General features: G+C 74.1%; 18 protein-coding genes. 7 read left to right on the top strand and 11 right to left on the bottom strand.

The genetic code is table 11. From position 1 onward, the window contains the following. Nucleotides 1-178: 178 nt before the first annotated feature. Complete coding sequence (locus tag O4J56_RS14250; protein WP_270686252.1) at nucleotides 179-1,276, top strand: endo-1,4-beta-xylanase; 1,098 nt, start codon at nucleotides 179-181, stop codon at nucleotides 1,274-1,276. Nucleotides 1,277-1,339: 63 nt separating this feature from the next. On the opposite strand, the gene O4J56_RS14245 is transcribed toward O4J56_RS14250, so the two are convergent. Continuing rightward, on the bottom strand, nucleotides 1,340-1,981 hold the full coding sequence (locus O4J56_RS14245) for a CBS domain-containing protein (RefSeq protein ID WP_270686251.1): 642 nt from the start codon (nucleotides 1,979-1,981) through the stop codon (nucleotides 1,340-1,342). Nucleotides 1,982-2,317: 336 nt separating this feature from the next. On the opposite strand from O4J56_RS14245, the gene O4J56_RS14240 reads away from it, so the two are divergent. From O4J56_RS14240 to O4J56_RS14220, 5 genes are all read left to right on the top strand, one after another. Continuing rightward, on the top strand, nucleotides 2,318-2,989 hold the full coding sequence (locus tag O4J56_RS14240) for a response regulator (protein WP_270686250.1): 672 nt from the start codon (nucleotides 2,318-2,320) through the stop codon (nucleotides 2,987-2,989). A gap of 130 nt (nucleotides 2,990-3,119) precedes the next feature. Continuing rightward, complete coding sequence (locus tag O4J56_RS14235; protein WP_270686249.1) at nucleotides 3,120-4,016, top strand: universal stress protein; 897 nt, start codon at nucleotides 3,120-3,122, stop codon at nucleotides 4,014-4,016. Nucleotides 4,017-4,046: 30 nt separating this feature from the next. Next, a complete protein-coding gene (locus O4J56_RS14230; protein ID WP_270686248.1) occupies nucleotides 4,047-4,772 on the top strand; it encodes a CBS domain-containing protein in 726 nt (241 codons plus the stop codon). A gap of 258 nt (nucleotides 4,773-5,030) precedes the next feature. Then, nucleotides 5,031-6,710, top strand: coding sequence for a sensor histidine kinase (locus O4J56_RS14225; RefSeq protein WP_270686291.1), 1,680 nt, complete (start codon nucleotides 5,031-5,033; stop codon nucleotides 6,708-6,710). Between the two features lie 375 nt (nucleotides 6,711-7,085). Then, nucleotides 7,086-7,877: a VOC family protein gene (locus O4J56_RS14220; protein ID WP_270686247.1), complete on the top strand. Its 792-nt coding sequence runs from the start codon at nucleotides 7,086-7,088 to the stop codon at nucleotides 7,875-7,877. Nucleotides 7,878-7,899: 22 nt separating this feature from the next. Here the strand turns inward: O4J56_RS14220 and O4J56_RS14215 are convergent, their stop codons facing one another. Next, a complete protein-coding gene (locus O4J56_RS14215) occupies nucleotides 7,900-8,607 on the bottom strand; it encodes a B3/B4 domain-containing protein (RefSeq protein WP_270686246.1) in 708 nt (235 codons plus the stop codon). Nucleotides 8,608-8,762: 155 nt separating this feature from the next. Here O4J56_RS14215 and O4J56_RS14210 point away from each other — a divergent pair, with 155 nt between their 5' ends. Then, nucleotides 8,763-9,353, top strand: coding sequence for a helix-turn-helix domain-containing protein (locus O4J56_RS14210; RefSeq protein ID WP_270686245.1), 591 nt, complete (start codon nucleotides 8,763-8,765; stop codon nucleotides 9,351-9,353). Between the two features lie 13 nt (nucleotides 9,354-9,366). Here the strand turns inward: O4J56_RS14210 and O4J56_RS14205 are convergent, their stop codons facing one another. From O4J56_RS14205 to O4J56_RS14165, 9 genes are all read right to left on the bottom strand, one after another. Beyond that, nucleotides 9,367-10,344: a DUF2332 domain-containing protein gene (locus O4J56_RS14205; RefSeq protein ID WP_270686244.1), complete on the bottom strand. Its 978-nt coding sequence runs from the start codon at nucleotides 10,342-10,344 to the stop codon at nucleotides 9,367-9,369. A 763-nt stretch (nucleotides 10,345-11,107) separates the two neighbouring features. Then, the gene (locus tag O4J56_RS14200; RefSeq protein ID WP_270686243.1) at nucleotides 11,108-11,506 is read right to left on the bottom strand and encodes a DUF4352 domain-containing protein; all 399 of its coding nucleotides are present in this window, start codon (nucleotides 11,504-11,506) and stop codon (nucleotides 11,108-11,110) included. A gap of 1,110 nt (nucleotides 11,507-12,616) precedes the next feature. After that, complete coding sequence (locus O4J56_RS14195) at nucleotides 12,617-13,906, bottom strand: MFS transporter (RefSeq protein ID WP_270686242.1); 1,290 nt, start codon at nucleotides 13,904-13,906, stop codon at nucleotides 12,617-12,619. 604 nt (nucleotides 13,907-14,510) lie between these two features. Continuing rightward, a complete protein-coding gene (locus O4J56_RS14190) occupies nucleotides 14,511-14,747 on the bottom strand; it encodes a hypothetical protein (protein WP_270686290.1) in 237 nt (78 codons plus the stop codon). A gap of 576 nt (nucleotides 14,748-15,323) precedes the next feature. Next, on the bottom strand, nucleotides 15,324-15,746 hold the full coding sequence (panD, locus tag O4J56_RS14185; protein ID WP_270686241.1) for an aspartate 1-decarboxylase: 423 nt from the start codon (nucleotides 15,744-15,746) through the stop codon (nucleotides 15,324-15,326). A 415-nt stretch (nucleotides 15,747-16,161) separates the two neighbouring features. Beyond that, nucleotides 16,162-16,974 (bottom strand): siderophore-interacting protein, encoded by an 813-nt coding sequence (locus O4J56_RS14180; RefSeq protein ID WP_270686240.1) that lies wholly within the window; start codon nucleotides 16,972-16,974, stop codon nucleotides 16,162-16,164. Next, nucleotides 16,971-18,353, bottom strand: coding sequence for an MFS transporter (locus O4J56_RS14175; protein WP_270686239.1), 1,383 nt, complete (start codon nucleotides 18,351-18,353; stop codon nucleotides 16,971-16,973). The genes O4J56_RS14180 and O4J56_RS14175 overlap by 4 nt, the downstream gene beginning before the upstream one ends. Next, nucleotides 18,350-18,580, bottom strand: coding sequence for an MbtH family protein (locus tag O4J56_RS14170; protein WP_017557660.1), 231 nt, complete (start codon nucleotides 18,578-18,580; stop codon nucleotides 18,350-18,352). Before O4J56_RS14170 ends, O4J56_RS14175 begins: the two co-directional genes overlap by 4 nt. Nucleotides 18,581-19,007: 427 nt before the next feature. After that, nucleotides 19,008-19,529 (bottom strand): Rossmann-fold NAD(P)-binding domain-containing protein, encoded by a 522-nt coding sequence (locus tag O4J56_RS14165; protein WP_270686238.1) that lies wholly within the window; start codon nucleotides 19,527-19,529, stop codon nucleotides 19,008-19,010. Nucleotides 19,530-19,868 lie beyond the last annotated feature (339 nt).

Genomic DNA, 19,868 nt, shown 5'->3' with positions numbered 1-19,868 from the left:
TCCCAGGGCCGGAAGGCGCATTTTCCCGCGCCTCCCCCAATTCCCGCGAGTTTCGTTAGTTTCGTTCCCTCCCCTCCTTTCCATGCGGATTCATGGAGTGTTACCTTCGCCACGCATGGTTGGGAGCGCTCCCATTTCCCCTGTTCACAACGGTGCGACGCACTCGGAGGTGCCGAGCATGAGATCGAGAGGAAACGGACGAGCGGCGGGGCCGGGCGGGACACCGCGGACGGCCGGACGCCGCCGGCGCGCGGGTATCGGGACGGCGCTGGCGATCGCGCTGTCGGCGGCCATGGCCGTCACGGCGCAGGCCCCCGCCCAGGCCCAGGGATCGCTCCGGGACCTGGCCGAGGCCAGGGGCGTGGAGATCGGCACGGCGCTGGCGGTCGGCCACCTCGGGAACGACCCCGAGTACGCGCGGCTCGGAGGTGCCGAGTTCAACGCCGCCACCGCCGAGAACGCCATGAAGTGGGACGCGCTCCAGCCGTCGCGGGGGCAGTTCAACTGGGGCGGCGCCGACAGTTTCATGGCCACCGCCCGCGCCAACGGCCAGACGGTGCGCGGCCACACCCTCATCTGGCACAGCCAGCTCCCCTCGTGGGTGTCCAACGGCGGGTTCAGCCCCGACCAGCTGCGCAACGTCATGGGCGAGCACATCGGCGCGGTCGCCGGGAGGTACTCGGGCCAGGTCGCCTACTGGGACGTGGCCAACGAGATCTTCCTGGAGGACGGCCGCTGGCGCGGGTCGGTCTTCTACGACACCCTCGGCGAGGGCTTCGTCGCCGACGCCCTGCGCATGGCCCACGAGGCCGATCCGAACGCGAAGCTGTACCTGAACGACTACAACATCGCGGGGATCAACCCCAAGAGCGACGCCTACTACAACCTGGCGCGGTCCCTGCTGCAGCAGGGCGTCCCGCTCGACGGGATCGGGATGCAGACGCACCTGATCAACGGCCAGGTGCCCCACGATATGCGGCAGAACATGCAGCGGTTCGCCGACCTCGGCCTGGACGTGGCCGTCACCGAGCTGGACGTGCGCATCCAGATGCCCGCCGACGAGGGCGAGCTGTGGCAGCAGGGCCAGGACTACCGCCAGGTGATGGAGAACTGCCTGGCGGTGGACCGCTGCATCGGCGTCACCGTGTGGGGCATCGTCGACAAGTACTCCTGGGTGCCCGGCGTCTTCCCGGGCTACGGTGCCGCGCTCCCCTTCAACGACCAGTACCAGCCCAAGCCCGCCTACTACGGCCTGGAACAGGCCCTGGCCGGCTGACGACCGGCGTGTGGGCCCGCATCCGGCCGCGGGCCCACACGCCGCCCGCCCACCGGGCGGCGGTCAGTCGGTGTGCAGGGCGAACGGCGAGAGGTCATCGGCGTCGAACCGGATGCGGTCGTCGACGTGCAGCACCCCTTCGATGGTGCGCACGGCCCGGCGGACGGCCACGGCGCTCGAACGGAGCCGCACCCGCCCGGTCAGCGTGACGATGCCGTCGCGCACCTCGGCGCGGACGTGGGGCAGCTCGAACTCCAACATGAGCAGGCGCTCCACCCGCTCCAGGACCCACGGGTCGGGCCGGGCGTAGACCTTCACGAGGTCGCCGCGGCTGACGATGCCCTCCAGCTCCCCCGGATCCGAGACGACCGGAAGGCGCTTGATCCGGTGCTCCTGCATCAGACGCGCCGCCTCGGCGATCTCCGCCCGGGCGCGGACCGTGACGGCGGGCGCCGTCATCAGCCTCTGCGCCGTTACGGCCGAGCGCTTGGTGCGGTCGGCCGTGGCGGACGTTCCGTCCCCGTCGGCAAGCTTGTGCATCAGGTCCGCCTCGGAGACCAGACCGAGGACGTGCCTTTCACCGTCGACGACGGGCACGGCCGAGATCCCGTAGCGGCCCAGCACGAGGGCGATCGTCCTCATGCTCGCACCGGCCTGGACGCACACCACGTCGGTCGTCATCATGTCGCGTACTCGGACGGCCATCGTTGTCTCCTCACGGGGTCCCGCACCCATCGCCCCGCCGCGCGCCTGTGCGGCGGCGGGCGCGACCGGTCGGGCCGTGGGCCCGGCGGCCCGGCCCCTGCTGCGATCATCGCCCCGGGGGCCCAGGGGGGCCATGTGCCGGACGTCCCTCCCGCTCCGCCTCAGGCGGGACGATCACGGTCCGAGGGCACCGTCCGGCGGGCGGAAGGTCCCGTCCGCCGGGCTCCCACTGTGCCCGAGGGCGTCCGGGGGATAGCCTGGACACATCGTGAACGGGCCGGAGCCGGCCTGCGCCCGGGCCGGTGCGGCCACGACCGGACGGCGGGGTGAGCCACCATGGCCGCAGAGCAGCGGACCATCAGGGTGTTCCTGGTGGACGACCACGACATCGTCCGGCGCGGGGTCGGAGCGCTGTTCGAGTCCGAACCCGACATCGAGGTCGTGGGCGAGGCCGCGGACGCGGCGGGCGCGCTCGCGCGCATCCCCGCGGTCGGGCCCGATGTGGCGCTCCTCGACGTGCGGCTGCCGGACGGCAGCGGTGTGGAGGTCTGCCGCGAACTGCGCTCCCGGCGGCCCGACCTCGCCTGCCTCATGCTGACCTCCTACGCCGACGACGAGGCCCTGTACGCGTCCGTGATGGCGGGCGCCTCCGGGTACGTCCTCAAGCAGATCCACGGCGGCGACCTGGTCGGGGCCGTCCGCACGGTCGCCGCGGGGGAATCGCTCCTCGACCCGCGCAGCACGGCGCGGATCATGCGCCGCATGCGTGAGGAGGCCGAGCGCAAGGACCCGCTGGCCGAGCTGTCGGGCCAGGAGCGGCGCGTCTTCGATCTGATCGGCGAGGGGCTCACCAACAGGCAGATCGGCGAGCGGGTCTTCCTCGCCGAGAAGACCGTGAAGAACTACGTCACCAACATCCTGGCCAAGCTCGGGATGGAGCGCCGCACCCAGGCCGCCGTGTACGCCGCGCGGCTCAAGTCCGAGCGTTCGGACGGCGGCACCTACTGAGACCGGGGGCGCCTCGGCGCCCCTGAGCCCGACCAAGGTCCCCCTCGCCCCTGCCCTTGGACGCTGCCCGTCGGTCCGCGCCGGCCGTAGCGTCGGTTGCGGGAGTCCGATCGAGGGAGCGTGGGGGAAGATGGCGACGAGACCGGACGCGCCGGTGCTCGCGGCGGTCAACGGGACCGAGGCGAGCCTGCGCGCATTGGACTGGGCGGCCGACGAGGCGCTCGTGCGCGGCCGGAGCCTGCGCATCGTCTACGCCTTCGACTGGCCGCTGTACCACCGGGTGTCCAAGAGCGTCCCGGGCTTCTCAGCGGAGCGCCTGGCGCAGAAGGTGGTCGATGAGGCCGAGCGGCGGGCCGCGGAGCGCACCCCCGGCCTGAGGACGGCGGCGGTGTACAAGGTCGGCGACGCCGCTCCGGTGCTCATGACGGAGTCGGCCGAAGCCGGGCTCGCCGTCATCGGCTCCCGCCTCCAGTCCCGGATCGGCGCGCTCCTGCTGGGGTCGACCGGCTTGGAGCTGGCCGCCGCCGGACGCTGCCCGGTCGTCGTGGTCCCCGACCGCGACCCCAAGCCGCCGGTGCGGCGGATCGTCGTCGGCCTCGACGGCTCGGCCTCCGCACGCGCCGCGGCGGAATGGGCGTTCGCCGCCGCGGCCCGGCGCGGGGCCGCGCTGCGGGCGGTCATCGCGCACGAACCGGCCTCCCGCAGGCTCATGGGCCGTTGTGAGGCCCCGGTCCGCGACGGGTCCGACCAGGCGGAACCGGAGGAGGCCGCGCGGGAGGCGCGGCGGCTCCTCTCCGAGTCGCTGGCGGGCCTGCGCGAGCACCACCCGCAGGTCGAGCTCGAGGAGTCGGCGGTCCCGGGCCACCCGGCCCAGGTCCTGGCCGACGCGTCGGCCGGCTGCGACCTCCTGGTGGTCGGAAGCCGCGGGCGCGGAGGGTTCACGGGGATGCTGCTCGGCTCGGTGAGCCAATCGGTCCTGGCCCACGCCTCCGTCCCGGTCGCGGTCGTCCCCGCCGACACGCACTGACCACCGCCGTACCCAGAGAGGAGAAGGACGATGCCACGCACCATCGCGGAGGTCATGACGGCCGGGCCCGCCTCGGTCACCGAGGGGACCGGTTACCGGGAGATCGTGGAGACGCTGCTGGAGCGCAACACCAGCGCGCTCCCGGTGGTCGGTGCCGACGGCAGGGTCGTCGGAGTCGTCACCGAGCAGGACCTGCTGCACAAGGCGGAGTTCAAGCAGACCGAGCAGGGCGAGGACTACCGGCCGCCGCTCCGGGCCCGGCTGCGGTCCCGGCTCACCGGGTCCGGGGTGCTGGTCGAGCGGGCCGACGAGAAGGCCGCGGCCACGACGGCGGGCGAGCTGATGACGAGCCCGGCGATCACGGTCTCACCGGACACCGGCGTCGTGGAGGCCGCCCGCACCATGGAGCTGCGCGGGGTCAAGCGGCTGCCCGTGGTCGGCGAGGACGGGCGGCTGGTGGGCATCGTCGGGCGCCGCGACCTGCTCCGGGTGTTCCTCCAGGACGACAAGTCCGTCTCGGACGCCGTCGGAGAGGAGATCGGGCACCTGAGCCGGGCGGTCCGCGGGGCCGACCTGTCGCACTCGGTGTCGGAGGGGGTCGTCACCCTGACGGGGTCGGTCCGCTACCGCAGCACGGCGCACGCCCTGACCCGGCTGATCAACCGGATCGAGGGGGTCGTGTCCGTCGACGACCGGCTCTCGTGGGAGGTCGACGACCTGCTGCCGCCGTACAGCACGATGCCCGGCCGGGTGTAGCGGCGCGGTCCGGCCCGGAGCGGCCGGACCGGCCTTCGGGCGGCCGCCGGCGGTGCGCGGTGCGCACAACCGGCGGCCGGCATGCGCGGACGGATCGTCGCACCAGGTGGCGGCGCCGCCGGACGGGGCCGCCGGGGCCGTCGCGGGTACGATGACGTGTGCGGCGACAGGCCCATGCGGCCGTGGCCGCCTGTGCACCGGAGGTGGGCCGTGTCCGACGACGCCCGAGCCGAACCCGCGCGGACGCTGGTGCCGCAGATGTGGCTCGACCGGCTCCCGTCCGGACTCCAGAACCGTCTCAGCGGTGTCATCGCGGCGCGCGAGCGGGTCCACTCGCTGTTGGACGCGGTCGTGCTGATCGGCACCGGCCTGGACCTGGAGACGCTGCTCAGGCGCATCGTCGGGGCCGCCATGGACCTGGTCGACGCCCGCTATGGAGCGCTCGGCGTCGTCGGCGGCTCCGGCGAGCTGGAGCGCTTCATCCCGGTCGGTCTGGACGACGAGGAGATCGCCGCCATCGACCACTGGCCCGAGGGCCGCGGAATCCTCGGGACACTGGTGGAGGACCCGCGACCACTGCGGCTGCGGGACATCGCCGGGCACCCCGACTCGCACGGCTTCCCGCCCGGCCACCCGCCGATGCGCGGTTTCCTGGGGGTGCCGGTGCGGGTCCGCGACGAGGTGTTCGGCAACCTCTACCTCACCGAGAAGGCCGGCGGCGCCGACTTCGACGAGGACGACGAGGCCGTCGTGGTGGCCCTGGCCACCGCCGCGGGTGTGGCCATCGAGAACGCCCGCCTGTACGAGGAGTCCCTTGAGCGCGAGCAGTGGCTCAGCGCCTCCGACGAGGTCTCCACCCGGCTGCTGACCGGGGACGATTTCGACGAGGTGCTGCGCCTGCTGACCGGGCGCGTCCGCTCCGTCACCGGCGCAGACCTGGTGGCCGTCGCCGTGCCGGAGGCCTCCGGCACGGTGCTGGCCGTCCGGTCGGCCGAGGGGCACGGGGCCGGGGACGTGCGGGGCCGTACCGCCGCCGTCCAGGGGACGCCGGCCGGACGGGCCTTCCTGGGCGATGCACCCGTCAGCGGCGACATGAGCCGCGGCGAGAGCGGCTCGTCCCCGCTCCTGGAGGGGCTCGGCCTGGGCCCGGTGCTCCTGGTCCCCCTCACCGGGGGCGAGCATGCGCACGGCGTACTGATCCTCGGCCGCCGCGCGGGCGCACAGGCGTTCCCCTCGGCGACCGTCCGCATGCTGCACACGTTCCTCGGCCACGCTGCGCTGGCCCTGGAGCTCGCCGAAGCACGCGGCCGGGCCGAACGGCTGAGCGTCCTGGAGGACCGCGACCGCATCGCCCGTAACCTGCACGACCTCGTCATCCAGCGCATGTTCGCCGTCGCGCTGTCGCTCATGGGCTGCGTGGACCGGATCTCCGACCCGGCACCGGCCCGGCGGGTGCAGCAGGCCGTGGACGACCTGGACGACACGATCCGGCAGACGCGCTCCGCCGTCTTCACCCTCCGGCACGAGGACGAGGAGCGGCGGTCGCTGCGCACCAGGATCCTGGACGCGGTCGCCGCCGCCACCGGGCCTCTCGGCTTCCCGGCGGACCTCCGCCTGGAAGGCCCCATCGACGGCGCGGTCCCCGACGCCCTGGGCGAGGACGTCGTCGCGGTGCTCGTCGAGGCGTTGTCCAACGCCGCCCGCCACGCGCGTGCGTCCCGGGTCGACGTGGAGGTGAGGGCCGTGGTCGGCGGGGACCTCACCGTGGAGGTGCGGGACGACGGTGTGGGCCTGCCGGAGGAGGGGCGCCGCAGCGGGCTGGGCAACCTCGCCGAACGTGCCGAACGCCGCGGCGGGACGTTCACGGCCCGTCGGCGGTCCGAGGGCGGGACCCGGCTGGAGTGGCGCGTCCCCGTCGATGAAGAGTCCGGAGACTAGCCGTTGCCACCACGACCGGTACGTCGGCGTGGTGGAGCACGCCCTGGCGGACCGAGCCCCGCAGCGGTCCGAGCCGAGGCCGCGCGAGCCCACGGCCACCACCGCCGCCGGGCAGCACCGTGGTTCCCGGCGGGTAAGGGCCCAGGTCCCGGCCGGTCGCTGTGGCGCGCAGATTCCGGCCCGGACGGCCGATGACGGGCCGTCCGCAACCACAGCGCACGGCTGTGTGCGCGATTCGTTCACACGGCGCCGATTCTGTTGTGAATCCGGCTCTTGTGTGCCCGATCGGCCCGCCGAAGAATCCATGGGCGCCTCCCCCTCCCCCGGCGGGAGAATCGGCCTCCCGATTCCGGCATAGGACGAAGGGGCGGAGCAATGGAGACGGTCACCGACGGCGCGGCCGAGCGGAGCGACGGCATCCGGCCGAACGAGAAACTGGTCCCGACACTGCCGTGCGCGGCCCCCGAGGAGACCGAGGAGTTCTACACGGCCCTCGGGTTCACGGTCGCCTACCGGCAGCGGAGGCCCTACCTGTACCTGGCCTTCTCCTGGAGCGGCATCGACGTTCACTACTTCGGCCCGCCGAAGGTCTTCGCCCCGGAGAACCAGGACACCGGCGGGTGCCTGGTGATGGTGGACGCGGTGGCCCCCTACCACGCGGCGTTCGTCCGGGCGATGCGCGAGGCCTACGGCAAGGTCCTGGCGAAGGGGTGCCCGCGCATCACCCGGCTGCGGCCGGGGGCGTCGCGGTTCACCCTCGTCGACCCGTCGGGTAACTCGCTGATCTTCATCCGGCGCGACGAGCCGGAGGAGCTGGAGTACGGCGGCTCGAAGGAGCTGGAGGGGCTGCAGCGCGCCCTGGACAACGCGAGGATCCTGCGGGATTTCAAGAACGACGACCGCGCGGCGATGAGGTCGCTGGTCTCGGCGCTGCGCAGGCGGTCCGAGGGCGCCTCCGACGTCGACCGGGCGCTGGTGTACGCGACTCTGATCGAGCTGGCGGCAGCGCTCGGCGAGCACGGGAGGCGCGCGGAGTGGGAGGAGGAGCTGCGGCGGATCGACCTCGACGGGGAGGAGCGGGACCGCGTCAGAGAGGTCCTGGCGAACGTCGACGCGTCGGACGAGTGGTTCGGCCGTCCGGGCGAGGGGACCGCGGGGGCCGACTGACCACCGGATCCGCCGGCGCCCGTCAGACGACCGCCTCGGGGTCCTCGGCGCCGAGGCGGTGCACGGCGGTCCGGTCGCAGTGCGGGGCGAGGAGCTCCTGCAGGTCGGCCACAGCGCTCTTGACCTCGGCCCCGTCCTCCCGCCCGCGGACGGTCTCCAGGATGAACACCGCCCGCACCGACTCCTCGGTGACGCGGGTGCGGTGGGCGTCGCGGTGGTTCCAGTGGCGGGTCAGGACGCCCGCGTCGTCGGCGTAGACGACCTCCCCGGGGCGCGGGGCCTCCACCGTGTCGGGCTCGCCGAGCGGGGTGAAGGCCTCGGTGCCCTCGGCGTGGCGGATGACGACGTCGCCGGAGACCCGGTCCAGGTCGAAGGCGCCGGCGGGCAGGCCGTGGGCGACCGAGACCGCGTTGTAGGCGTCGACGGCCGGGTTGATGCGCGGCAGGGCACCCTTCTTGGCCAGGCGGCGGCCGAGCGCGTCGACGCTGGGGCGGACGCGGCGGGGGTTGGTGCCGAAGGCGCGGTAGGCGGTGTGCCAGGCCCCGATGCGCGGGTCGGCCTCGTCCGCGGGTGCCCAGGCGCCGTCGGCGACGCGCCGCTCCAGGTCCTCGAGGGCGGCGGTGGCGGCGGGCCAGGGCTCGCGGCCCCGCAGGCCGTCGGCGGTGACCAGGGCGACGAGGGCGTCGGGGAAGGCCTCGGCGACCCCCGGGGCGAGGCGGAAGGCGGTCATGGGCGGTTCTCCGTCCTGCACTCATGGGTGCGGACCCATAGGATTCAATGGAACGACCTCAAAGTACATTGGATCGACCCGCACGTGTCAACCGAACGACCACCGAGTGCATTCCAATGACCGACCGGAGAAGACCGACCGCAGAAGGGGGCAGCATGGCCGAGGATGCGGCGCTGAGGACGGTGGCGCGCAACGTCCGGGTGGCCCGGCTGCGCGCGGGGCTGTCCCTCGAAGAGCTCGGCCGCCGCGCGCAGGTGAGCAAGGGGGCCCTGGTCGGACTGGAGAAGGCGCAGGGCAACCCCAACCTCGCGACGCTGGTCCGGCTGGCCGACACGCTGGGCATCCCGGTGTCGAACCTTCTGGAGGGGCCGCCCGAGAGCAGCGTGCGGATCGTGGACGCCGGGGCCGTGGACCCGTTGTGGGAGGGGGAGCGGGGCGGGGAGGCCCGGCTCATGCTCACGACGGCGGGCCCGGCGCCGGCGGAGGTGTGGCGCTGGCGGCTGGAGCCGGGCGAGGAGTACCCCAGCCACCCGCACCAGGCGGGGGTCGTGGAGACGGTGAGCGTGACCGCGGGCCGGATGGTGCTGGTGGTCGACGGCGACGAGTACGGAGTGGAGGCGGGCCAGACGGCCACCTTCGCCGGAGACGTGTCCCACGGGTACAGGGGGGCGGGCGATGGGACGTGCGAGCTGGTGATGACGGTCCACCTGCAGCCCGCCCCCGCGGAGGGGGGCGCGGCCTCCTAGACGCCGCCGAGCCTCAGTCCGACCACTTCAGGTACTGCCCGTGCGGAGCGGCGACGGCCTTGGGACGCCCGTCGAGGGCCACGACGAAGTCACCGGTCCTGAAGGGCGCCGTCGAAGGAAGGGCGCGCCGGACGTCGGGGAGGGCCGCGGGGGACTCGTTGGAGATCCAGTGGCAGGGCCCGTCCTGCACGAGCGCGACGAATTCCCGGCGCTTGTCCTCGGCGAGGTAAGGGAGCACGGCGCTGTGGAAGACCACAGGCGTGGCGCCGTCCGGAACTTGTTGGAGGAGCGACGCGAGCGCCTGCGTCAGGTCGCCCTGGATGACCGGGGCGGGGTGGAGGCTGGCGGTTTCGAGCGCCGCCCGGAGGCGCTCCAGGCGGTCGTGACGGCCGGGCCAGACGAGGCACTCCAGCCAGCGCACATCGTCGGGGTCGGAGGGGTCCAGGGGGTTGAGGTCGATCCCGGCGCGCCAGGCGACCCGGGGGACCTCGTCGGGGACAGGGACGCGGCCGCTGGTCGCGCACTCCAGGAGCGGCCGGGCGCCGGGGGCGCCGATGGGCGGGGCGGCGTCGTAGCTGTAGCGGTACCGGTCGGGGTGCAGGCAGAGCCCGGCGGAGGCACCGACCTCGATCAGGGCGAGGGGCTGCGGGAGCGCGGCCAGGAGGGGGAGGAGGACGGCGCAGCGGGCGGGTTCGTTGGTCTGGGTACTGCGGCAGCGCATGGTGGCCTCGACCCGGTCCCAGTGGTCGAGGAGCCAGGCACGGAAGGCGGGGTAGCCGTCGATCGGCCCGCCGTGGAGGCGCACCGCGGCGAGAAGGAGGTTGGGCTGCCGCTTGGGGAGGGGCAGCCGCTCGATGAGGGCGAGGAGGTCCTGGTCGTCGGCGATGCCATCGGCGAGGACGGAGTAGGTGGGAGACGTGGCGCGGGCCTCGTGATGGGCGAACCAGCGATAGCGCCGGTCGGTCGAGAACGCCGAGATTTCAGACTCCACGAGGCCGCCTCTCACTAGGGTCGAGCCTCGACTATAGGAGCCGGCAGGGGCGGCCCCAGGTGGGCCCGGGGGCGGATGCCCCGGAGGATGGGGGCATCAGCGGCAGCACCACCCGCAGTTGCCCACCTGCGGCCCATCCCCGCATACGCGGGGAGCATGGGGAGCGGCGCTTCGACGTGAGCGCCCCGCTGGGTCCAGCCCCGCGCGCGCGGGGAGCATACCCACTGCAGCGGCGACAGGCTCAGAGCCAGGGGGCCATCCCCGCGGGCGCGGGGAGCGTCCGCGGCTGGCACGTCTTCCCCCTCGCCCCCAGGGTCCATCCCCGCGTGCGCGGGGAGCATGCGGCCTGGCGGCCCAGCACGGCGGTGGCCGCGGGTCCATCCCCGCGTGCGCGGGGAGCATCGGATGCGGTCGGGGTGGATGATCCACGTGTCGGGACCATCCCCGCGTGCGCGGGGAGCATTACACCCTGGCGCTGCCCGCGGGCGTCCCGGTGGGACCATCCCCGCGTGCGCGGGGAGCATTCGACGGCTCCGGCGCGGCCGGTGGCCCTGACCGACCCGGGTCCATCCCCGCGTGCGCGGGGAACATCTCCCCGTCCAGGCGACCCTGCCGGTCGTGAAGGGTCCATCCCCGCGTGCGCGGGGAGCGTACTCGTTGACCTGGGGTGACTCACCAAGCAGCTGCTTGTTTTCGACCACTTCGGCGCCTCCCGGCGCTGGCACCCTACCGGCTTCTCCGCTTCCTCTCCCCCGCGTTCCCATCAATTGCTGATCAGGATGACCGCCGGGTCTTCGAAGGAGGTCCAGCCGCTCAGTTCCACCTTCTCCGGCTCGGCGTTCCTCGGGAGGTCGAACGGGATCTTCCCCTCGGCCGTGCTTCCCGGGTTCACCTCCTCGAAGAGGGTGCCGCCCTCCTCCGCCAGGACACTGGCCGACTCGTCGGCCGAGTACTCCTTGCCGTCGGTGTCGATCACCCGGGCATCGGTCGCGGCGAAGTACTCGGGCTCGTTCCCCGTGTTGCGCGCCTCCACCGACACCACCACGTACCGTCCCTGCGGCTCGGACGAGAAGGGCGGATCCCCGAACGTCTGCACATCGTCCTCGACCCGCGTCACCGTGAACTCGAACCCGCCCGACGTCGCGGGCTCGCCGATGCCCACCGGCCCCCCCGTCCTCATCGCCGCCGGACACACCGCCATCGCTCTCGGCGAGCCGGTTCACCAGCACCGAGCACCCCACGACGACCAGGATCGCGAGAACCGCCAGCACCGCGCACCCGATGCCGATGATCTTGCCCCACGGCGTCTCCTTCGCCTGCCCCTGAGGCGGATACGGCGCGTACCCGCCCCCCGGAGACGGATGACCGCCGCTCGGTGGCACGCCGCCGGGCGGTGGCGGCCCCTGTCCCGGAGGCGGCCCTCCAGGCGGAGGTCCTCCCCACCCGCCCGGCGGCGGACCCCCCTGGGGCGGCCCGCCGGGAGGCGCACCGCCCGGGGGCGGAGCCCCGCCCGGCGGCGGGCCTGCGTTCATCGGGCCAGGCGGCGTCTGTCCCCCGGTCGGGTAGCCGCCGTAGGGTCCCGGACCAGGGCCGGGCCCTGGACCCCCTTGCCCCGGAGGCCCACCACCGGTGGGCGGAGGGCCGTAACCCGGCGCGCTCGGCCCGGCCGTGCCGCCACCGCCACCGGAAGCACCCATGCCGCCCGCATGAACTCCCTCCGGCCCCGGCGGGCCGGGGTCGCCGTACGCGGGGGCGAACCTCGGGCCGCTCTGTTCCCTCGACGGCGGCCCACCGACCGGCCCACCCGGCCCCGGCACATCACTCGGAGGGGTCTCCGGAGTAGGAGGCGGCGGAGGCGTCTGCGAAGGGCCGAACCCCTCGGGCGGGGTGCCCGGTGCCCCCTCAGCGGGACCGGAGGGACCGGACCCACCACCACCCGGCACGCCGGGACCGCCGGAGTCCTCGCCCTGCCCCGTACTCGCACCCGCGCCGGCACCGCCACCGGCACCGGCATCCTCGCGCGGGGGCGGCGCACCGTCGGGCCATGGCCCCCGGCCGCTCGCCTCGTCGCCCTCCTCAGGCGGGTGTCCGCCCGCGTCCGGATCCCTCTCCGTCATCGCCTCGCCCCCGCTCGCAGGGCGGCCTCGGCCTCGGCTCCCCCGGGGCCGCCAACGCATCGGACGCGAGAAGTGCTACCCGGAGTGACGGAAGAGGCAAACTCCACTCACTGTGCGTATTGGGCAAACAGGCGGCGCGATGAACCCCTGCCGCATCAGGACGTGGCCACCGGCCCCGTCCGCCGCACCCACAGCGCCAGCGCGACCACCGGCACAACGAACACTCCCGCGAACGCGTTAAGCCCGCCGAACCCGACCAGGGACAGCAGCACCCCCGACATCGCTCCGGCCATCGCCCCGCCCAGGTTCATCGCCAGGTCGGTCACGCCCTGTGCTCCCGGACGGCGCTCGGCGGGCAGCGCCTCGGCGAGCATCGCCGACGACGCCACCAGCCCGAACGACCATCCCAGCCCCAGCAGCACCAGCCCAGCCATCACCACCGGCTCACGGTGGTCGGAGGTGCCCGCCACCGCCACGGCCAGGACCAGGACCGCCTGCCCCGCGACCAGCGTGGGAATCCGCCCGATCCGGTCCGACAGCCACCCCACCAGCGGGGACAGCGCGTACATCCCGGCGATGTGCACGCTGATCGTCATCCCGATCACGGTGAGCGCCGAGCCGCCGTGGGACATGTGCACGGGCGTCATCGTCATCACCGCCACCATCACGGTGTGCGAAGCGACCGTTCCGACGAGGGCCAGCAGCGCGCGCGGCGTGCGCGCGATCAGGCGCAACGACTCCAGCGGCGGCTCCTTGCCCGCGCTCGCCGCGGTGTTCCCGCCGACCTCGCGCGCCACCAGCAGCGGGTCGGGGCGCAGCAGCGCGAACGTCAGCACACCGGCGAGGAGGAACGCCGTGCTGGAGAAGAGCAGCGGCCCGAGCAGCGGCTCCAGGCCGAGCGGACGCGCCACCGCCGCTCCGGGGCCGGTCAGGTTGGGGCCCGCGACCGCGCCCACCGTCGTGGCCCAGACGACGAGCGACAGGTCGCGGCCGCGCGTCGCGTCGGCGGCGAGGTCGGCGGCCGCGTGCCGGGCCTGCAGGTTGGTGGCGGTCCCGGCGCCGTACAGGGCCATGCCCGCCAGGAAGACCGGGAACAGCCCGGCCTGGGTGCCGCCGATGGCGACCGCGCCGCCCACGGCCGCGATCAGCCACCCCGTGCCGAGGCCGGGGCGCCGCCCGCGACGTGCGGCCAGTCCCGCGAGCGGGAGGGCGAAGACCGCCGCCCCGAGGGTGATGGTGGTGGTGGCCATGCCCGCCCACCTCTGCGACCCGGTCAGGTCGTCGGCGATGAGACCGCCGACGGACAGCGCGGCGCCGACACCGAGTCCGCCGATGACCTGGATCGTCACCAGGACACCGACGGCCCACCGCTGGACCCGCGCGGGGTCGTGTCCGCTCCGGGTCAGGGGCCGCCCGCCGCCGGGCGCTTCCTCGGCCATCGTCATCGCGCGTCCACCGCCGCTCCCCTCGCCCCGGCGCGCCCGCCTCCATCGGCCGGCGCGCTCCTCGTCGGATGACCCGGGCAATGGTATGCGGGGCGGGTGACGGTACAGGGAGGCGACCCCGGGGGGGTGCGAGGCGGGACGCCCATACGAGCAGGCACGGGCGGACGGAGTGGGGGCGGATGGCGCCCGGTGACCACGCGGCGTCTACGGAGTTCCGTAGCCGGACCCGGCCACGGAGGGACGACGTGGGGCGGCGTCCCTAGCGGCTGCGTCGCCAGGCGGAGGGGGTGTACGCGGAAGGCGGCGCCGAGGCCGGTGGGCTCGTGCCCCGCCTGGGCGCGGGCGGTCATCGGTCTGGATCGGCGGAGGGCGGATGGTCAGGCCCCAGGACCGAATCGACCGGGTCGGCCTGTGCGGATGGACACCGGACCATTCCCGGAGACGCGCCCCGCAGGAACGGGCGTTCGGAGATCCGGCGTGGCGAAAAAGCCGCTTCGGAGGAGAGCGAGGAGAGGGAGTGGTGGAACCACCACCCTCGTCGGCCCTGCGATGCCCTGGTACGCGACGCCCGAACCGCCGGATGACCCGAGGGCCGGAGCGGGCCCTACCTCCCGCCGTACCGCCACCTCAGGAAGTCGTACTGGCGCTCGGTCTTGCGCATCTCCGCGTAGAGGGCCTCGGGGTCGGTCGCGTGCACGACCGCTCCCCCGGGCGGGACGGGCCAGCGCGCGAACGCCCAGTAGCGTCGGGTGTAAGCACCCCACACCACCACCCACGCGCCCTGTTTCTGCCACTCGATGTGAGCGGCAACGCGCCTGCGGTCCTCGTCCTCATCCTCCATCGCAGAGGACGCCATACCCGCACGCATGACGGGCGAAAGGGCCGAAAGTGGACGGTCCACACCCCTGGACACCGGGCGTGACACGGTCTTGGAGCCGGTGCCGGTACGGGCGCCACCGAGCCGCCGACGGGTCGGAGCACCCCGACCCCAGGCGGGAGCCGCGCCCCGACTCTCACCGGGCACGGCCCCGGTACCGTCGTCCCGCGCCGGGCCGCGTCCGCTGGAGTGGTGGAACCTCCGTCGACCCTGTTCGGCCGGTTCCCCATCGACGCTTTCGTGTCCATGTCAATGTCCCAGTGTCGAGCGGCCGATGAGAGGGGCCAAGAGGTCGCGCGGATAGGCGGGCGCGCCGCAGGGGCCCGGCCCCGCCGACTCCGCCGCCGAACGCCGCCCCCACGTCGTTGATCTCGGGAAAAGCGCCCCTAAAAGCGGCCCGGTAGCGTCGTTTCTCCCGAGATCAACGCTGAGCGCACCCGCCTATCCGCGTGGGCTCTAATGGTCATGCGCCGTGCGAACCCGGAGCTCGAGGGTCGTCACAAACCCGACCGCCGAGACCAGCGACGGATGGGCCGAGCGTCAGCGGACGCCCGCGGCCTGCCTGCCGGAGATCTGCTCGGACCCGGGCACCGGCTCGGCCGGGTCCTCCCCGAGTTCGATGATGCGGTTCTCCCGGTCGACGTGCACGATGCTGGGCGTGTGCCGCCCGCGCTCGGCCTCGTCCACCTGGGCGTAGCCCATGATGATCACCAGGTGCCCCGGCTTGACCAGGTGCGCCGCGGCGCCGTTGATGCCGATCACACCGCTGCCGCGCTCACCGGTGATCGCGTAGGTCACCAGCCGCTCGCCGTTGTCGATGTCGACCACGTGCACCTGCTCGCCGTCGACGAGGTCGGCCGCCTCCATGAGGTCGGCGTCGATGGTGATCGACCCCACATAGTGCAGGTCGGCCTGGGTCACCGTGGCGCGGTGGATCTTCCCGTTGATGAGAGTGCGCTGCACGTTCTCGGTCCTCGTTTCGCGTTCTCGCCGTCTACAGGCCTCGGAGAGGTCCCGTGCGGCTCCCATGATGGCGTGCCCGCTCGACCACCGAGAACGCGGGGGCCCACCCGGGTGTTCCCGGGGCGGGCGGTGTCCGCCGGAGTCGTGCCGCTTCCGGCAGCCGAGGCCGCCTCAGCGGACCGCCCTCGGCCGTCCGACGAGGGGTGACGACGGGCGGGACGCCGGTGCGGCGCTCGCGCAAGAACACCCCGGGGCCGCGCCGACCCAATCGCCCCCGCCGGATGGGCCGGATGGAGACGACACCGCTCCACCCAATGCTGTCGCACTCGGCGGGACACCATCCCGTCGCCGCCCAGGCCGACAGCGGGAGACGGACAGGCGGCCTCCCCCTCCCGGCCCTTGCTCGGCGCCGCGCTCAGTCGTCGTCGTGGTGGTCGTGGTTGGCGGTGCCCTTCCGCCAGTAGCCGTCCACCACCGACGTCGAATTGCGCACGAACCCCATCTCCTTCAGTCGGCGCCGCACCGGCTTGAGCGAGTCCGCCTCACCGCCGAACCACGCGAAGCCGGTCCCCTCGGGCAGGGTGAACCCCGCCAGGGCCCGGTCGAGCAGCCCGGTGGTGCCCGGCGCCGCGCCGTCCCGGTGGAGCCAGGTGATCCGCGCCCCCTCCGGCGCGTCGATGTAGCGCTCCTCCCGCGCGTCGGCGACCTCCAGGAACGCGAACACGCGGGCGTCCCGGCGCAGGTCCTCAAGGCGGCGGGCCACCGCCGGGAGGGCCGTCTCGTCGGCGCCCAACAGGTGGTAGTCGTAGCCGTGGTCGATGTGCAGCGTGCCGCGCGGCCCGAGGACCCCGAGCTCGTCACCGGGGCGGGCGGCCATGGCCCAGCGCCCGGCGGGCCCATGGTCGTGGGCGACGAAGTCGAGCACCAGCTCGGCCGCCGACGGATCGTAGCGCCGCACCGTGTAGTCCCGGTAGGTCAGGCCGGGGGCGCGCATGTTCCACCGCCCCTGCTCGTCCATGTCGGGAAGGCGCGGCGTCCGCTCGCCCTCCCCGGGCAGGAACACCTTCACGTGGTCGTCGAAGTTCTCGGTGCGGAACCCGTCCAGCTCCTCGCCGGTCAGCACGACCCGGATCATGCGCGGGGTGACCCGCTCGACCTCGCTGACCCGCAGGGTGCGCGGCTGCAGCGGGTACCACTCCAGCCTCGGCTCGGTGAGTGCGGCGGTCATGCGGCCTTCTCCTTCTCTGGCTCGGGTGGGGTGCCGGGCGGCGGTGCCCCGGCTCCGGCCGGGTGGGCCCGGCGCAGCCCGGGAAAGATCCCGGCGATGGCGGCGGTCAGCACCGCGGTGGCGGCACCGCCCGCGAGCACGGCGGCGCCGGGGCCGACGGCGGCGGCGAGCGCGCCGAGCACGACCCCGCCCAGCGACCCGCCGACGGTGTTCTGCGCGGTCCAGACACTATTGACCCGCCCGCGCAGCCTGTCCGGGGTGTGCGACTGCAGCAGGGCGAAGCGCAGGATCTCCTCGATGATCTCGGCGAAGCCGAGCGCGACCAGGGCCGCGACGGCCGCCGCCAGGGCGGTGGAGGCGCCGAGCCCGGCGGCCGCCGCTCCGCACAGGGCGACCGCGGCCGCCAGGACCGCGCCCGCGCGGCGCAGGTGCGCGGTCCAGCCGCTGGTCAGCGAGGCGGCGACGGCGCCGGCCGCCGAGGCCGAGTAGAGGAGCCCGGCGGTCTGCTCTCCGCCGCCCAGCACCCGGTCGGTCAGCTCGGGGATGAGCACGTACGGGGTGGCGAACAGCAGCTGCACGAAGCCGAGCAGCAGGATGGGGCCGACGACGCGGTCGCGGACCGCGAAGCGCAGCCCCTCGGCGATGGCGCCCAGCGGCGAAGGCGCGGTGCCGGAGACGGCCTCGGCCCCTCCGCCCGGGGCGCCCCCGGTCCCGGCCCCGACGCCGGTGGCGGGGGCGGGCTCGGGCGCCATGGCGGGCAGGCGGGCGACCATCAGGGTCGTCACGGCGGACGCGGCGGCCGTGATGCCGTAGACCAGGGGGTAGCCCAGCAGCGCGATGAGCGCGCCCCCGGCTGCGGGGGCGACCACGCTGCCGAGCTTGCCGGTGAGCGCCAGCAGCGCCCCGGCGGCCGGGAGCCGGTCGCGCGGGAGCAGTCCGGGGACCGCCGCCTGCAGCGCGACCTGGCTGAAGGTGCCCAGGAAGCCGTTGACGGCCGCGCACAGCACGATCGCGGCCAGGGCGGCGGTGCCGTCGAGCCACAGGGCGCCCAGCGCCAGGCCGGTGAAGGCGGCCGTGGCGGCGAGGCGGCCGGTGACGATCAGACCGCGGCGGGGGCGGCGGTCGGCCAGCACGCCGGCGACCAGCGTGCCGCCGAGCACCGACGCCCCGTTGACGGCGTTGACCAGCGCCACCATGGCCGACGACCCGGTCAGGCCGTAGACCTGGAGGGGGAGCGCGACGAGCGCGAACCCCAGCCCGAAGACGGACAGGGTGCGCGCGGCGAAGACGTTCCGGAAGGGGCGGCTGACCTTGAGGGGGGTGAGGTCGATGGCCGCGCGGCCCACTGCCCGGCGCAGCCGGGGGCCGCGCGCGCTCACGCCGCGCCGGTGGCCCCGGCGCCTTCCATCGCCTCGCGCAGGCTGCGGGGCCGCAGGTCGGTCCAGTTCGCCTCGATGTGCTCAAGGGCGGAGGTGCGGTCGGCGGGCCCATAGACGGTGGTCCAGCCGGCGGGGACTTCGGCGAACTCGGGCCAGAGGGAGTACTGGTCCTCGTCGTTGACGAGCACCAGGAAGGTGCCCTCGGGGTCGTCGAAGGGGTTGGTCATGGTCCGGTCCTCGATGGTTCGGTGTCCACAGTGCACGGGGGCGCGCCCGCCCACGGGCCACCTTCCCGCACATCGCAGATTTAGGCAAGCCTTGCCTTAGAGATTTGTCCGTGGCCTGCGCCGCCACCGCCCGCCGGGCACGGACGCGGCCGCCACGGAGCTCGACGACGGATCGGGGGGACGGGCTTCCCGGCCCTGCCCGTCGTCCAGCGGCCCCGGCACGCGGAGCGGCGCCGAGGGCACGGCGGCCCCGTCGGGAGCCCGGCGCCGCACCACTCGGTCGGGGCTGCCGAGCGCCACCGCCCCCAGGCAACGGACGGCGGGAATGGGGCGGCAATCGACGAACGTGCGGGAATGACCGCCGGACGGACGGTCGGTCGAAGGAACCGCCCCCTTTCCCCAGGCGGCCCGGGCGGTGCCGATGGTGTCAGCCGGAACCGGGAGCGAGGGGTTCGGGGAGCAGCGGTGTCGGGCCGTAGTGGGCCAGGACCAGATCCCGTGTGGCAGCGGCGAGTCTGCGTGCGCTGACCGGGTCGAAGGTCGGCAGCGACAGGTCGACCGGCCTCCCCCGGTCGACCGCCGTCAGGCGCCGCGCGGGCGGTTGGTCGACCGCGGCGACCACGGGCGCCACCGCCTTCTCCACGGGCCTGGCGGCGACCCTCCCGAGTGCGGCGATCCCGGCCCGCACCGGACGCGGGAGCGCCGCGAGGCCGCCCTCCGTCCGGGTGAACCCCGGGTGGTAGAGCAGCTGGTGGGCCCTGCTGCTCGGGTCGTCGGCCATCGACCGGCCCAGCAGGTCGTTCGCCCGACCCGCCTGGAGCTGGGCGCGGATCGGCCCGTACCCGCGCTCCAGGTTCAGGTCGTCGAAGCGGACGGATCCCGCGGTGAGCCCCGCACCGGCGACGTTCACGACGACCGGGGCGGGGGCGGCGTCGAAGGCGGCCCGCACCGCAGCGCTGTCGGGCGTGCGGCGTGTGCGTGGTCACCGTGGATGGCGGCGACGGAGACAGCGGGGCGGTTCCCCGGCCCTGCCTGCCGTCCGGCGGGCTGCTCTCGGTCCGGGCGGGCGGCGCACTGGGCGGGGTGCGCGGTCACCCGCGTTCGTGGCGGCCGCCGCCCCAGAGTGCCCCTACTCGGCGATGATCTCGACAGGAGTGCTGTCAAAACCGCCGGCATGGCAGCACCTTCGTCGAGATCATCGCCGAAGGGGGCGGGCGAGGGGGCGAGGGGGCAACTTGGGTCGTGAAACCGACGCCTGATCAGCCAAAAAGCGTCGATTCCACGACGC

Origin of the sequence: Nocardiopsis endophytica, from assembly GCF_027706725.1 — a bacterium.
In the GTDB taxonomy this organism is placed as follows: Bacteria; Actinomycetota; Actinomycetes; order Streptosporangiales; family Streptosporangiaceae; genus Nocardiopsis_A; species Nocardiopsis_A endophytica.
Note: the sequence above shows the minus strand (reverse complement) of the source record. Positions and strands in the feature narration are given on the sequence as shown.

Bases quoted from the DNA above. Each gene is read 5' to 3' on its own strand.
- O4J56_RS14195 (WP_270686242.1), bottom strand. From the start codon at position 13,906: ATGACGATGGCCGAGGAAGCGCCCGGCGGCGGGCGGCCCCTGACCCGG.
- O4J56_RS14230 (WP_270686248.1), top strand. From the start codon at position 4,047: ATGCCACGCACCATCGCGGAGGTCATGACGGCCGGGCCCGCCTCGGTC.
- O4J56_RS14250 (WP_270686252.1), top strand. From the start codon at position 179: ATGAGATCGAGAGGAAACGGACGAGCGGCGGGGCCGGGCGGGACACCG.
- O4J56_RS14235 (WP_270686249.1), top strand. From the start codon at position 3,120: ATGGCGACGAGACCGGACGCGCCGGTGCTCGCGGCGGTCAACGGGACC.
- O4J56_RS14190 (WP_270686290.1), bottom strand. From the start codon at position 14,747: ATGGAGGATGAGGACGAGGACCGCAGGCGCGTTGCCGCTCACATCGAG.
- O4J56_RS14170 (WP_017557660.1), bottom strand. From the start codon at position 18,580: ATGACCAACCCCTTCGACGACCCCGAGGGCACCTTCCTGGTGCTCGTC.
- O4J56_RS14180 (WP_270686240.1), bottom strand. From the start codon at position 16,974: ATGACCGCCGCACTCACCGAGCCGAGGCTGGAGTGGTACCCGCTGCAG.
- O4J56_RS14210 (WP_270686245.1), top strand. From the start codon at position 8,763: ATGGCCGAGGATGCGGCGCTGAGGACGGTGGCGCGCAACGTCCGGGTG.
- O4J56_RS14220 (WP_270686247.1), top strand. From the start codon at position 7,086: ATGGAGACGGTCACCGACGGCGCGGCCGAGCGGAGCGACGGCATCCGG.
- O4J56_RS14240 (WP_270686250.1), top strand. From the start codon at position 2,318: ATGGCCGCAGAGCAGCGGACCATCAGGGTGTTCCTGGTGGACGACCAC.
- O4J56_RS14215 (WP_270686246.1), bottom strand. From the start codon at position 8,607: ATGACCGCCTTCCGCCTCGCCCCGGGGGTCGCCGAGGCCTTCCCCGAC.
- O4J56_RS14225 (WP_270686291.1), top strand. From the start codon at position 5,031: ATGTGGCTCGACCGGCTCCCGTCCGGACTCCAGAACCGTCTCAGCGGT.
- O4J56_RS14245 (WP_270686251.1), bottom strand. From the start codon at position 1,981: ATGGCCGTCCGAGTACGCGACATGATGACGACCGACGTGGTGTGCGTC.